The 13,412-nt window shown below is 51.7% G+C and carries 13 protein-coding genes; all 13 read left to right on the top strand.

Translation table 11 applies throughout. The features are described from left to right. Positions 1–4: 4 nt before the first annotated feature. The 13 genes from H595_RS0104265 (at position 5) to H595_RS0104325 (ending at position 13,411) form a co-directional block, all read left to right on the top strand. Positions 5–337, top strand: coding sequence for a capsid cement protein (locus H595_RS0104265; protein WP_027670082.1), 333 nt, complete (start codon positions 5–7; stop codon positions 335–337). 10 nt (positions 338–347) lie between these two features. Next, positions 348–1,280 (top strand): major capsid protein, encoded by a 933-nt coding sequence (locus tag H595_RS0104270; RefSeq protein ID WP_027670083.1) that lies wholly within the window; start codon positions 348–350, stop codon positions 1,278–1,280. Between the two features lie 69 nt (positions 1,281–1,349). Further along, positions 1,350–1,760 carry a hypothetical protein gene (locus H595_RS0104275; RefSeq protein WP_027670084.1) on the top strand — a complete coding sequence of 137 codons (411 nt, stop codon included), beginning with the start codon at positions 1,350–1,352 and terminating at the stop codon, positions 1,758–1,760. 10 nt (positions 1,761–1,770) lie between these two features. Then, the gene (locus H595_RS0104280; RefSeq protein WP_027670085.1) at positions 1,771–2,094 is read left to right on the top strand and encodes an Acb2/Tad1 domain-containing protein; all 324 of its coding nucleotides are present in this window, start codon (positions 1,771–1,773) and stop codon (positions 2,092–2,094) included. A gap of 2 nt (positions 2,095–2,096) precedes the next feature. Next, a complete protein-coding gene (locus tag H595_RS0104285; RefSeq protein ID WP_027670086.1) occupies positions 2,097–2,600 on the top strand; it encodes a gp436 family protein in 504 nt (167 codons plus the stop codon). Next, a complete protein-coding gene (locus H595_RS0104290) occupies positions 2,600–3,025 on the top strand; it encodes a phage tail terminator protein (RefSeq protein WP_037053661.1) in 426 nt (141 codons plus the stop codon). The genes H595_RS0104285 and H595_RS0104290 overlap by 1 nt, the downstream gene beginning before the upstream one ends. A 2-nt stretch (positions 3,026–3,027) precedes the next feature. Then, positions 3,028–3,198, top strand: coding sequence for a hypothetical protein (locus tag H595_RS24090; RefSeq protein ID WP_156885920.1), 171 nt, complete (start codon positions 3,028–3,030; stop codon positions 3,196–3,198). Then, entirely contained in the window at positions 3,198–4,139 is a 942-nt protein-coding gene (locus tag H595_RS0104300; RefSeq protein WP_027670088.1) for a phage tail tube protein, read from the top strand. Before H595_RS24090 ends, H595_RS0104300 begins: the two co-directional genes overlap by 1 nt. Before the next feature lie 61 nt (positions 4,140–4,200). Continuing rightward, positions 4,201–4,629, top strand: coding sequence for a hypothetical protein (locus H595_RS0104305; protein ID WP_037053665.1), 429 nt, complete (start codon positions 4,201–4,203; stop codon positions 4,627–4,629). 122 nt (positions 4,630–4,751) lie between these two features. Next, positions 4,752–4,988 (top strand): DUF1799 domain-containing protein, encoded by a 237-nt coding sequence (locus H595_RS23790; RefSeq protein ID WP_276202255.1) that lies wholly within the window; start codon positions 4,752–4,754, stop codon positions 4,986–4,988. Further along, the gene (locus H595_RS23405) at positions 4,981–11,154 is read left to right on the top strand and encodes a tape measure protein (RefSeq protein ID WP_027670090.1); all 6,174 of its coding nucleotides are present in this window, start codon (positions 4,981–4,983) and stop codon (positions 11,152–11,154) included. The genes H595_RS23790 and H595_RS23405 overlap by 8 nt, the downstream gene beginning before the upstream one ends. After that, positions 11,151–12,575, top strand: a complete 1,425-nt coding sequence (locus H595_RS0104320; protein WP_027670091.1) for a hypothetical protein — start codon at positions 11,151–11,153, stop codon at positions 12,573–12,575. Before H595_RS23405 ends, H595_RS0104320 begins: the two co-directional genes overlap by 4 nt. Next, on the top strand, positions 12,572–13,411 hold the full coding sequence (locus H595_RS0104325) for a hypothetical protein (RefSeq protein WP_027670092.1): 840 nt from the start codon (positions 12,572–12,574) through the stop codon (positions 13,409–13,411). The genes H595_RS0104320 and H595_RS0104325 overlap by 4 nt, the downstream gene beginning before the upstream one ends. Position 13,412: the final 1 nt, after the last annotated feature.

A 13,412-nucleotide genomic window follows, 5' to 3' on the forward strand; every position in this document is an offset into this window, starting at 1 on the left:
GACAATGCAAAAAATTAGCTTATTAACGCTGACTGTTATCGCCACCGCGGCATTAACTGCAGAGCGGTTTGTAACAGGTGCCGGTGTTACCTCAACTGCGGCAGGTAATAGCTTGGGCGTAACCCGCTCTGATGCTGCTGTAGGCGAAGCGGCACCAGTTGATGTGATCGGCACTGCTGTTGTTGTTGCCGGCGGCGCTGTTGCTGTCGATGGACTCGTGGAGGTAGGTGCTGATGGAAAAGCGGTGGCTAAGACCGCTGGCGTTACTGTCGGCCGCGCTTTAACAGCCGCCGCCGTTGATGGTGACCGGATTGAAGTTTTATTGATTCCTAACTAAGGGGAAAACCATGCCACAAATGAATAATGGTCAGGTACGGGTAATTGACCCAATCCTGACAACACACGCCCAGGGCTACAAACAACCAACGTTAGTAGGCTCTAAATTGTTTCCTCGTGTACCTGTTGGCCAGCGCGGCGGCCAGGTTATTGAGTTCGGTAAAGAAGCATTTTTACTATACAACGCACGGCGCGCACCTGGCGCAGGTACCAAACGGGTGCAATTCGGTTATCAGGGCAAGCCGTATGCTCTGTTGTCTGATTCACTGGAAGGCGTGGTTCCGCGCGAACACATCGGGGAAGCAGCTGTTCCTGGCATTAAACTTGGCCAACGCGCGACCAATAACGTGATGCGCAGTCTGATGTTAGCTCTGGAACACGAACAGGCTGCTTTAGCCCGTAACCCTGCTAATTACGATGCAAACCACAAAGTCGACTTAGCGGCGACAAAATGGAGTAATCCCGACAATAGCCCGTCAGATGACATTGAAACCGGCAGAGAAGCTATCCGCGCCAGTATCGGTGTTTACCCTAACGTGGTGCTGTTGTCAGCCAAAGCTTTTGCAGCAGCTAAAAACAACCCGCATATCGTTGAACGCTTTAAGTACACCTCTAAAGAATCAATCACTGCAGAAATGCTAGCCAGCCTTTGGGATGTTCCTGAAGTGGTTGTTGGTGGTGCGGTGGTAGCTGATCAGCAGTCAGGTGATTTCTCTGATGTATGGGGTAACGACGTCGTAATGGCTTACGTTGCGGCTGAATCGGGCGACTTGAACATTGAAGAACCGTCTTTCGGCTACACCTATACCCTGGATGGCAACCCGCTGGTTGAACAAGCCTACTACGAAAACAATGCCAAGAGCTGGATGTACCCGGTGACGTATGAACGCAGCCCGGTACTAAGCGGCATTACCGCCGGCTATTTAATGCAAAACGTGGTGTAAACAGCTAGCCCATTAACGTGTGTTGATAAGCCCCGGCTGCCTGTTCAGCCGGGTGCAGAGGTAACAAAAATGAGACAGTTTCATATAAATAGCCCAATAAAGCTGTTGCTTAAAAGCGGCTTATTGGGATTGCCAACAGAAGTGGCTGAGCCATTTTTGCTGTCTGGCAGCCTGGTACCCGTTCTTTCTGGAAATGAGGCTGACGAGCTGGCTGCCATTGAGCAGCAAAAAGCCCTTACTGAAGAGCTGACTGCTGCAAATGCCACGCTGCAGGAACAGCTTGCCGCGTTACAGGCAGAAGTAGCTGGCAAATTAAAAAAGATCGCAGCTGGCGAAGAATCCAGACTGCAAGCTGAGCAGGCAGCCAAAGCAGCTGCAGAGGCCCAAATTTCTGCAGAGGCAGAAGTTGCCAGGCTGCAGGCCGAGCTTAAAGCCGCGACCGCTAAAGCGCCGGCTAAAACCGATAGCAAACCAAAGTAAGGAGCTGATCATGGCCGAGCAGTTAATACAGCCAAAAATAACCGGGTATCGCCAGTTAAATGACGAAGAAGCCCAGTTAATGAATCTGGTTAAAGCGAAAGGCCAGGAGTTTGGCGCCTTGCTTAATAAAGTTGAAACCTACCTGGCCGCGCAGCGCCTTGATGCTGAGCGCGTAAGCGCTGGCCCTGAAGGTACTGATTGCGATACTGGCAAAGCCGAACTGGCACGCATTGAAGCTGCGCAGCCAGGCCGCTGGTTGAACATTGGCCGCACTGATTTGCAAACCGGTGTAATGGCCGTTATTCGTGCCATTGCGCAGCCGGGTGGATTTTAACCATGTATATCAGCCTAGCGCAGTTAGCCGCCCGCCCTGGTGCACAGGAACTTGCCCAAGTGGCCACACCGGCGCAATCGCGGGTAGTGAATACCGATTTAATGCTGGCCACGCTAAACGGTGCAGACCGCAGCGCCTGGCCTGCTGATGAAATCGCTGTTGCTGATGCAGCCCTGGCGCGCATTAACGACGCCATTGCTGATGCCGTAGCGATGATAGACGGCTTTCTTGGCCGCCGTGGTTACCTGCCGCTTAACCCGGTACCGGGCATTGTTACCACCTGGTGCCGGGCTATTACCCGGTACTTTTTGCACCAGGACAGATTAAAGGCCGACGACAAAGACACCATTACGCGCGACTACAAAGACGCGCAGCGGTTATTGCAGTTGACGGCCGAAGGCAAGTTTAGCCTGGGCGGCGATGATGCGGTGGTTACCACGGGTGCCGGTGAGCCGGAGTTTACCCAGGGTAGCACGACGTTTCGTGACGCGTTAAAGGATTACTGATGCTGGATACCACTCTGATAGAACAACGCTTGCGCGATGCGGTGCCCATGTATCAAACGGTAGAGGGGGCAGCAGATTACGCAGCAGTGCGGTCGCTAAGCGATTTTCGTACGCCTAGCGCGTATGTGGTGCTGGCAGAAGAACGTGGCAGCCAGGATAAAACCGCGCGTGATGTGCAACAAGCGACCGCCGTGTTTGGCGTAATTACCGCCGTGCGTAACTACCGCAGTGGCAACGGCGAGCAGCAACTGGATGACGCAAGAACCCTGGTTAAAGCAGCGCGTGCTGCGCTGGTTGGCTGGGGCCCGCAAAGCCGCGAGTTTTTCGCCTGTGCTTGGGTGCAAGGCGATGTAATGGACTACGACGAAAACACCCTGCTTTGGATTGATGTGTTTGAAACCACTTACTTTGTAAACGGAGCCTGAAAATGAGCAAAAAACCTGACCAGGCAGAGGCCAGCGCCGCTGCTGTAACAGAAACCCGCGTAACAACTGAGCCGAAAAAAACGGCACCGGTTGTTAAAACTGACAACAGCAAGAATGGGCACCTGGCGGCACGCCGCGCGGCCCGTGCTAAAGCGCACAAGGAGAAAAACTAATGGGCGAGCGTATTTTTGAGCAGGATACCTGCGTATTGGCAGCCGTTGAAACCACTTATGGTACCGACGCTGCCCCCACGGCTGCGGCTAATGCTATGCGTGTTAAAGCTGACATGACGTTGTTAGATGGCGACCAGGAAGCGCTGGAGTTTGATGCCGGGCGCGGTGGTAGCAAAGGCAGCATTCAGCGCAACAAGCGTATTACCGGCACCTTAACGGCCTATGTGGCTGGCAGTGGCGCAGTAGATACGCCGCCGGCCATTGCACCACTGCTGCAAGCTGCAGGCTTAAAAGCCACCATTACCGCTGCTGAAAAAGTGGTGTATACCCCGGTGTCGACCGACCATGACAGCGCCACTTTGCACGTGTACCGCGGCAAAATTAAACACCCTATGGTGGGTGCACGCTGCAATATGGAAGTAAACCTGGGCACCAGTGCGCTGCCAAAATTTACTTTTAATAACCTGATTGGTTTGTTTGTTGACCCAACTCAAGCCGGCGCATTCCAGAACTGTGATTATTCTGGTTTTACCACGCCGATGAAAACTGATCCGGTATCTATTACCACTATGGAACTGTTTGGCCAGGCCGTGAATATGTCTGATTTGGTGTTCCGCCTGGGCAACAACGTGGTGTACCGCAGCGTTACCAATGACGAAAGCGTGCAAATTGTGGCGCGTATGCCGCAAATTGAGATCACCTTTGAAGAGCCGCTGTTGGCAGATTTTAACTGGTGGGAGCGGCTTTCAACATTCGGCGCCCTGGCGTACCAGATAGGCCAGGACGTGGTAGACGACGGCAATATTTTTGAGCTGGCAATACCTAACCTGCAGCTAAACAGCATTACCCCCGCGATAGTGGATGGCATTAGCCATTTACGTTGTGTGTTGGATGTAGTGCCAACTGCGCGTGATAACGACTTTGAAATGACGTTCCGCTAACTAACCGCGTTTCATTCCGGCAAGGATGCCACCACCCAAATTTGAAAGAGAGTTTTACATTATGAAAATTAAAGCATCTGCCTTAGCACAACAATTATTCAAAACTTTGGTGTCTGTGGTGTTTCCAACTGACCAGTTAAACGACAAGGGTGAAACAGTTTACGCCACTGCTAAGTTTGTCGGCCATTTCCGTGCGGTGCCGGTAAGCGATGCCCAGGCTGATATGGACAAGTTAAAAGCGTTGCGTGACGCCGGTGACCATGTAGGCATGATTGGCGTAGAAGCCAAGCGTGTTGAGCAGTGTTTTGTTGGTTTTGAACCGGTACCAGGGCAAGAGTTTCCGATTACCGACGACAACGATCAGCCGCTGACAAATACCCCTGACAACATCAAGTTGTTGTTGAATAGCCGTGAAGTGCGTGATGCGGTGCGTAAGGCATTTGAAACTGCGCGCAGCAGCGATGTACTGGAAAAAAACTTACAGAAGTAGCGCATTGGTGGGCTGGCGGTAAAGCCAAGAACGGCCAACGCTGTGCAGAAGCACTGCAGGCCGCCGGTGCACCGGCTGAAGTAATTGAAAAGGTAGCAAAGCAGCAAGCGGCGCTACCTGACATTCAGCCGGCTAACCAGTTAATTGTCAGCCTGTTTTTTACCTGCGCTACACAATGGAATTATGCCGGCATGGCTGGCGTTCGAGTGGGCCTGAACTACCCGGCTGTTGATGTACGGATATCAAAAATACCTGACTATGTTGAGCTGCCACTGCACCTGCAGAGTGATGTATGGCAAGGCTTAGCGGTAATGGAACGCGCCTGTTTAACGGTTTGGAGTGAGCAAAGCAATGAGTGATTTAGCGTTAGCCATTAAACTGACCACCGAGGGTGGCCAGATTGTTGTAAAAGAGCTGACGCACATTGGCCAGGCTGCAGGCACTACCAATAAAGAACTGATTAACACCGGCGCGGCCGGTACCGCCGCTAAAAAAGGCTTTGACGATGCCGCGGGCGGTGCTAATGCGTTAAACGGCTACATGAACACCCTGAAAACCACTGCCGCGTTGGTTATCGGCAGTTTTTCAGCCATGCAACTGATAGACACCGCCGACAACTGGGGCCAGATGGCGTCCCGTATTCGCCAGGCTACCGAATCGAGCGAAGAATACAACTATGTGCAACAGCGCATGGTGGATTCTGCCAACGACACCTACCGCAGTATTACTGAAACCCGCGAAGGCTTTGTAATGATGTCGCCCATTTTGCGCGATATGAACTACAACCTGAGCCAGAGCATAGACATTGTTGATAGCTTTAGCGCCTTGCTTGTAACCAATGCGGCCAACGCCGAACGCGGTGCAAGCGCCCAGGCTGCACTGACCAAAAGTATACAGTCAGGCAGAATTGAAGCCGACGCCTGGCAAACTATCTTTGGCGTAATGCCGTCTATTTTAAACAACATTACTAACGCAACCGGCAAAACCGGCGCAGAGTTACGCCAGTTGGGGGTTAGCGGCAAGCTAAGTATCACCGATTTAACCAACGCGTTATTGCTGGGCTATGAAGCAAACCTTAAAGCCGTTGAAGACATGCCAACCACGGTTCGGGATGCCATGACGAAGTTCAACAATGTATTTAGCAATTACATTGGCATTCAGAACGAAGCGAAAGGGACTACGGCCGCACTGGCAGATGGCATTGTATATCTGTCTGAGAACCTGGACACATTGGTAACTATTGCCGGTGGCGTGCTAGCTGCAGCAATAACCAGATATACAGCGTTAACCGTTATTGCTACTGGTAAAACGTTAATTGATATAAGCGCTAAACAGGCGGCAAGTGCTCAAGCGTTGAGGTTGGCACAGGCGCAAGCAATACAAACTAAGGCTACGCTGGTACAGGTAACTGCACAGTCAACTTATGCTGCTGGTAGCGCCCAAGTAATTGCGGCCACTGCAGCACATGAAGCAGCAGTAAAACGATTAACAATAGCGCAGTCTGCTCATGCCACCGTAGGCCGTAGTGTGTTGGGTTTGCTTGGAGGCCCGGCAGGTTTGGCGTTAATGGCTGGCGTAGCCGCTACTGCTTTCTTAACATTCTATGAGTCATCAGAAGATGTTCGGGCATCATTAACCGACCTGCAGCAACCTTTAGATCAGCTGATTGATAAATACCAGAAGTTGAACGACGATCAGCGTGCAGCTGCTTTGGTTAAATGGGCCGATGCTGAGCAACAAGCGATTGTTGATACAAATGTGGCGTTTCAAGACCTTATTAAGTCATTTGGCAGTTGGAAATTTACCGGGCTTAATACTGAAGAACGCAGCGGCCTTGTGCGGGAACTTGCTGCTGCTAAGCAAGCTGGTGAATCACTGACGCCTATCTTAAAACGGGTTGGAGAAGAGGCAGGAGTATCACCTAATACCATTGAAGACTGGGTTAAACTTGCTGGCAAGTTTGCTGATAATAAAGCCGCTGCAGAACAGGCCGCCAAGGCTATTAAAGCAGTTAACGAGGCAAGCGCTGCCCCTGCAGCAGAAGTTAAAGCCAACTTACCAACTGAAGAGAACAAAGAATTAGAAAAAGCGCTGCTGGGTGTTTACAACGCCCAGCTGCTTAATGCCACTGCAGTTGATGACTACGGCGCGTCGTTAGATGGTATTGATCTGGAGCTGTTTAAAGCCGAGTTTATCGCCGCTGCAAAACTGCCAGCAGATGCGGCAGCTGCCATTAAACGCTTTGCACAACAAGCCCAAACAGCACAAGCCAATGCAGCCAGCAATACCTACAGCAAAGAGCTGCAGGCACAAATTGCGCTGCTGGATATAAAGTTAACAAAAGGCCAAGCGGAGTACGAACTGCAAAAAGCCCTGGCACAGTTTACCGGTGCTGATCCTGCCCGCTTAAAGCAGTTAGAAGACGAACTGCAGCTACTGCAACAAAAGCAGGCACTGAGCGCAGACAGTGACACATTAGCTAACTTAGAAAAAGAAAATGACTTGCTCATGGTGCGCCTGGCCCAGGGCGAAAAAGAATACGAAATTCAAAAAGCACTGGCAGCACTTAAAGGCGCTGATCCTGCAGTGCTTGAAGCAATAGAAGCTGAACTGCGTTTACGCCAGGACTTAACGAACCAAATTAGCATTAGTGAAGAAATTACCAGTGGTGCTTTCAATAAGGCGCTGGATGAAATGTCGGCGCTTTCATCGGCTGGAAATAGCTTTGGTGATGCGCTAACACAAGCGTTTGGCCGTGTTGCGCAGCAGATTGATGGCATGGCTGCTGCTCAGGTGAACTACAACCAGAAGCTGGATGAACTGAAGAAAAAGCGTAAAGAAGTTGAAGCGCTAGAAGCTAATGACCCAGCCCGTGCTAAAGCGCTAATTGATATTAAGAACAAAGAGGCAGCGTTAACTAAAGAAAACTTCCAGGCGCAGCTGGGGCAATTCTCCGCATTGTCAGGCGCAGCAAGCCAGATGTTTGGCGAGCAGAGTAAAGAGCGGGAAGCGTTACATAAACTGGAAATGGCATTTGGTGTAGCAGAAATTGCAATGTCGATGCAAAAAGCCGGTGCCAATGCGTTAACGGCCATAACCAGCGCTTTTAGTGCGCCGTTCCCGCTGAACTTTGCTGCCGGTGCCGCAATGATAGCAATTATGGCCGGGCTGGGTGTATTCAGTGGCGGCAGTTCTGCCAGTGTCCCTAGCGCTGCCGATAGACAAGCAAGCCAAGGTACCGGCACGGTATTTGGCGACACTGATGCGAAGTCGGAATCTATCGCTAATGCGCTCGAGCGCATCGAGTCGCTTGAATTAGACCAATACGTTGAGCTGCGCGAAATTAACGCCAATATTAAATCGCTATCTGCCGGCATTGCTAACCTTGCTGTGTCGCTTGTGGGCAATTACGGCAAGTTTAATGAAGACAACTACGGCGGTGAGCTGGGCACGGTTAAGCGGTTTGGTAACCAGGCGTTTGTTGATTTTACCCATAAGTTAGATCAGCTAAGCGGCGGCATTGTGGGTGCTGTAGATAAATTCTTAGGTGGTGCGCTATCGGACATTGCAGGCAGCATTATTGGCGGCATCAGCAAAACCACTAAAAAGCTGCTCGATTCCGGCATTAGCTTTGATGCCCAGGAACTGGGCGACATATTAGCCACTGGCCTGGTTGAGGGTAGCTATTACAATGTTGTGGAAACCACCAAGCGTAAGCTGTGGGGCTTGAGCAAAAAAACCAAGCAAAGCACTGAATACAGTGAGTTGGACAACGCCCTGGAAGCGGAGTTTGGCCGCATTTTCTCTTCTATTGGTAACTCTATTACCGCAGCAGTGGACATGCTGGGTGTTGATACCGCCAAGCTGTTAGAAAACTTTGTTATTGACCTGCCAGCGCTAAGCTTTAAAGACCTGAGCGGGGATGAGATACAAGCCGAGCTGGAGGCGATATTTAGCGCCCAGGCCGATTTGATGGTGCAGTACCTGGTACCGGCCATTGGCGAGTATCAGCAGATGGGCGAAGGCTTGTATGAAACCTTGATCCGCGTTGCCCAGGAACAAGCGGTGTTTAACGCCCAGCTTGATGCGCTGGGGCTTGGCCTTAGCCGGTTTGGCGATGTTGCCGCAGAAACCCAAATTGCTATTGCCCAAAGCATTATTGAACTGATGGGAGGCATTGAAGAATTCCGCGATGCTACTTCACAGTATTTTTCTAGCTTTTATAGTGAAGCCGAGCAATTTGAGTATCTTAGTAAATCGTTAAGCCTGGCTGTTAGTGACCTGGGCGTTGCGTTGCCGGCCACCCGCGACGGTTTTAAAGATTTAATCAGTAGTATTGATATTACAACTGAAGCCGGTGCGGCGCTTTATGCCGCGCTAATGGCGCTGATACCGGGGCTGGATGCGTATTACAAATCGTTAGAGCAGCAAAAAGAAGCTGCCGAACGTGCCGCCGAAGCTGAGCGTAAATTAGCTGAGCAGCGCGCGGCGTATAACGCAAGCAACCAAAGCGAGTTGGCTCGTTTTGACATGAGCCCACTGCAGTTGGCGATAGACGATTTAAACAAATGGTACCGCGAAGCCGCTGCAGAAGCGCAGGAGCTGGGCGCTGATACGTCGTTGCTGTGGTCTATTTACAACAAGCGCAAAGAGAACCTGGCAGAAAAGACCCTGCAACAAGCAATCGACACAGCAAACAACGCCATGTCACGCTTAGTAGCAGATTATGCGCGGGCAAGCGATGCACTGCAAAGCACGCTGGAGCAACAAACCAATGCTATCAATGGCATGGTTAGCAGCATTGCAGGCACTATTAGCAGCATTCAACAGACGCTACCGGGCTTTGATAACGTAGCGTTTTTACGTGGTCGGGTATCAGAATTGGCGGGCGGTGTTGGCAGTGGCAGCATTGATGAGCAGTTAAGCAAAGCCGGCGAACTGCAAAGCGCAATACAGGCACGTTATAACGCTGAATTGGCAGCAAACCGCGAACTGCAAAGCGCAGCGCAAGGCCGTTATGATGCGCTGGCGGCGGAGCTAAGCACACTGCAAAGCGATTTTGAAGGCGCTGGAAACGCACTGCGTGATGCGTTTGACCAGGTTGTCGACCGTATAGCCGGCGCGGCTAAGTCTGTAGCACAGACAGCAACACAAATTCGTTTATCTATGCCCGGCGCCAATGCAGCGGGTTATTATGCCAGCCTTGTAAGCAGCTTACGTGGCCAACTTGGCGGCGGTGATATTGATAGCCAGTTAACGCTGGTTAGTGAACTACAAAACGCAATACAGGCACGCTATAACGCGGAGCTGCAGCAGCTTGAGCAAGTGCAACAAGTGGCTGATGAGCAGTATCAACTGCAGCTAGACCAGTACAACACGGCATTAAGTACGTATCGAGAGCTGGCCAAAGCGGCTGAGGCGCTACGCGATGCGGCAGCGGCCCTGCAAATTGGTGATTTATCGCCATTAACCACTGGCGAACGCCTGCGCGAAACCCAAAGCCAACTGCAACAAGCGATGCAGGCGGCGCTTAGCGGTGATGCCAACGCGTATGCCGATGTGCAGCAGCTGGGGCAGCGCTATTTAGAACTTGCCCGCGACTTTAATCCGGCAAGCTACCAGGGCGCATTTGACTACATTACCGGTTTGTTTGACCAACTGGGCGGTACCACGTTTAGCGAGCCTACAGCACCCCGGCCGCACCCGGATACAACACAGTTTGAGCAACAGCAAATTAGCCTGGCAGAGGCCGCACTGGCGGAGCTGGCACAGCTGCAGCAGTTTACGCAAGCGCTTGAAGCTACAGCGGCGAACACGTTGCATAATGATTTAACCGCGCTGGAAAGCACTTATAACGCTAATACTGCCGCAGTAAATGCCCAAATGCAGCAGCTGCAAAACGAGCTGGTGGCACTTGAGCAACAGCAAATTGTATTAGCCCAGGGCGCTATTAGTGAACTTGCTAGACTGCAGTCGACTGTGGCGGGCCTGCAAACGCTGGCAAATGCGGAGTATGCAGCAGGTGTTGAAGCATTAAAGGCGCAATTTGCCAGCGATTCCGCCGCAATTACTGCAGTATTTGAGTCTGAACTGGCTGCGCTAAAACAGTTAATGCCGGCTGAAACTGATCGCGTTGTTGCTAAGCTGCAAGAGCAGATAGACGCGATTTATAAAATGAGCACTGACATTACTGGTGCAATACGCGAAACGCCAGCAGCTGAAGTAATTGTTACCATACCTGAAATTAAGGTTCCGCCAATCACGCTACCGCCAGAGCTGTTTGACCCTATTACTAAGCGGCCACCAGACACCACGTGGCTAGACCCAACGCCAATTTTAAGCGATATACGTAAAGAGCTGCAGCAACAACGTGAGCAAACAGCAGATATAGCGCAACGCCAGCAATTTCTGCAAGAGCAGCAAAACCAGCAAATGGTGCAGCTAACAGAAGTAACAGAGCGTTTCGGCCGTGAAGTTGTTGATTTAAGTGCTGAGCAGCTAACCGCGAAGAGGGCCATTGCATGACGTATGAGCAATGGTTAGCAACGGCGGGGTTGTACCGCTGTGTATTAGTAGAGCTGGATTATATTGATGCGGGTACACCGAAAACTGCCTATTTCAGCAGTGCCGCGTTTGTAAGTGCAGGCACAGATAGCCCGGCGCATACAGCGTATGATCCGTTTGTTATCGGTGGCATGGACTTTGAACGCAGCCTGGCGGAAGTTTTTACCGGCGCGACAAGCACCCGCACGGCTGATGTGGAGCTGGTTGCGATACCCGCCACCGCCTGGTTAGCTGGTGCTAAAGTCGCTGGCCAACAAATACGTGTTTACCTGGGCGATAAAGCTTGGCCAAAGGCCGATTTTGGCCAGGTGATAACCGGTATTTGTGATGGCATTTGGCCAGATGCCAACAGTGTGCGGATTAAGTTTAAAGACATGGCCAAAGCACTGCAGCAGCCGGTATTAACCAGCCGCCATTCAAGCGGTGCGGCAAGTGGCGAGCTCAAACCGCTGTGTTTAGGTAGATGCTACAACATTAGCCCCCAGCTTATAGATTCCGGCAACCACATTTATATGTTTAACAGCGTTGCCAGCCAGGCGGTAACGGCCGTGCGTTTTAATGGTGATGTTGTTGCGCCCGCAGATTACACCGTGAATTTAGCCGCCGGTACCATTACGTTTAGTGTGTTCCCCATCGGCGACGTAACGATGGACGTCGACGGTGCAAAGATAGCCGGTACCTGGTTGCAATCTGCCAGCCAGATTATCGACTACTTGTGTGACCGTGTTGGCATTACTGCTGACATTAGCGGTTTGCAAGGCTATTTGCTTGGGCTGTATTTAACCGACGACACCCAGTTAAGCGCCGCCCTGGACGACATTTGTGCCAGCGTGGGCGGCTATTGGCTGTTTGACCGCCTGGGCCAGTTTACATGCCGCGCGTTTAACGGTGTGCCAGTAACACAAACTGCCGCCATTACCGACGACCAAAACCTGTACGCCAGCCGCCAGCCGCGCCGACGCATAACGCCGCTGCACGAGCTAACACTGGGCTATGCCCGCAACTGGACGCCATTAAATACCATTGCTGCCAGCATCTATGAAAACACGCCAGACATTGCAAAACGCCTGGCGGGTGAGGAACTAACCGTAACGCAATCGGCCCCAGCCGTGCTTACAGCGTATGCAGACGCGCAAACGCTGACCGTTAGCACACTAATAGTGGCGGAAGCTGATGCAAATACCGAAGCCAGCCGCCGCATGGCGCTAAGTGCTTTGCCGCGTTACGTGTACGAGACACAACAACTGGCCGCGCCGCTGCAATGGCAACTAGGCGATGGCGCGACATTACAAACCCCCGGTGTTAACGGCACCGCCGCAGTTATAACGAAACTGGCGGAAAACCCGCTAAAAGGAGTGGTACGCGTGGAGTTTTGGCAATGAGTAACGTTCGAATGGTGATCATCAATGAGTTTGATAGCGGTACCGTTGCGCAAAGCGTGGGTACAGCGGTTGCAAGCCTGCCTGCAAACAACATGCAAGCGTATAACAACAGCCGTATCTGGCGCAGCTTAACGGTGGCTAATTCAGTGCTGCAGGGTAATTTTGCCGACATTAGCTTAATTAGCGCGTTTGTACTGTGGCGACATAACCTGACTAACGCCGCAACCATTCGCCTGCAACTGTACGCCAGCGCAAACCAAACCGGCACAGTGGTGTATGACAGCGGCGACATTCCGGCAGTGCAGCAAATTACGTTTGGCGATTGGGATTGGCGCATTCAGCCAGTAGTGGCCAGCGCGCTGGATGATTGGGCGGTACGTTATAGCCAGCTGTGGTTTGCTGCAGTATTTGCAGCAAGCTACAAAATTACCATTAAAGACCCGTTAAACGCCTCTGGCCAACTTGATGCAACCCGCATTTACATGGGCCGCCATTTTGAGCCTGCTGTGAATTTCAGCTATGGCCGCCAGTGGCAGCTAGGTAGTAATACACAGCAGCTGCGGACGGACGATGGTTCACTGTTTACAACGCAATCGCCCACGTGGCGCACTAGCCAGTTTTCGCTGGATTATATAGATGAAGGCGACCGCGCAAACTTGATAAAAGCCCTGCGTTACGCCGGTACCAGCCGTGACTTTTTTATCAGCCTGTTCCCTGAGCAAGGCGGCCAAAAAGAAGTGGAAAACTCATTCGCGGCCAAGTTCAAACAGCAGCCGGTTATTACCAATTCAGCTTTCAACAATAACAAAGCGCCACTTAGCGTGGAGGAATGCTAAC

It is taken from the genome of Rheinheimera baltica DSM 14885, from assembly GCF_000425345.1.
GTDB lineage: Bacteria > Pseudomonadota > Gammaproteobacteria > Enterobacterales > Alteromonadaceae > Alishewanella > Alishewanella baltica.

What these genes read in the sequence shown, in the direction of transcription:
- H595_RS0104290 (WP_037053661.1), top strand. Translation starts at nt 2,600, where the DNA reads ATGCTGGATACCACTCTGATAGAACAACGCTTGCGCGATGCGGTGCCC.
- H595_RS0104270 (WP_027670083.1), top strand. Translation starts at nt 348, where the DNA reads ATGCCACAAATGAATAATGGTCAGGTACGGGTAATTGACCCAATCCTG.
- H595_RS0104300 (WP_027670088.1), top strand. Translation starts at nt 3,198, where the DNA reads ATGGGCGAGCGTATTTTTGAGCAGGATACCTGCGTATTGGCAGCCGTT.
- H595_RS0104280 (WP_027670085.1), top strand. Translation starts at nt 1,771, where the DNA reads ATGGCCGAGCAGTTAATACAGCCAAAAATAACCGGGTATCGCCAGTTA.
- H595_RS0104275 (WP_027670084.1), top strand. Translation starts at nt 1,350, where the DNA reads ATGAGACAGTTTCATATAAATAGCCCAATAAAGCTGTTGCTTAAAAGC.
- H595_RS0104265 (WP_027670082.1), top strand. Translation starts at nt 5, where the DNA reads ATGCAAAAAATTAGCTTATTAACGCTGACTGTTATCGCCACCGCGGCA.
- H595_RS0104325 (WP_027670092.1), top strand. Translation starts at nt 12,572, where the DNA reads ATGAGTAACGTTCGAATGGTGATCATCAATGAGTTTGATAGCGGTACC.
- H595_RS0104305 (WP_037053665.1), top strand. Translation starts at nt 4,201, where the DNA reads ATGAAAATTAAAGCATCTGCCTTAGCACAACAATTATTCAAAACTTTG.
- H595_RS0104285 (WP_027670086.1), top strand. Translation starts at nt 2,097, where the DNA reads ATGTATATCAGCCTAGCGCAGTTAGCCGCCCGCCCTGGTGCACAGGAA.
- H595_RS0104320 (WP_027670091.1), top strand. Translation starts at nt 11,151, where the DNA reads ATGACGTATGAGCAATGGTTAGCAACGGCGGGGTTGTACCGCTGTGTA.
- H595_RS24090 (WP_156885920.1), top strand. Translation starts at nt 3,028, where the DNA reads ATGAGCAAAAAACCTGACCAGGCAGAGGCCAGCGCCGCTGCTGTAACA.
- H595_RS23405 (WP_027670090.1), top strand. Translation starts at nt 4,981, where the DNA reads ATGAGTGATTTAGCGTTAGCCATTAAACTGACCACCGAGGGTGGCCAG.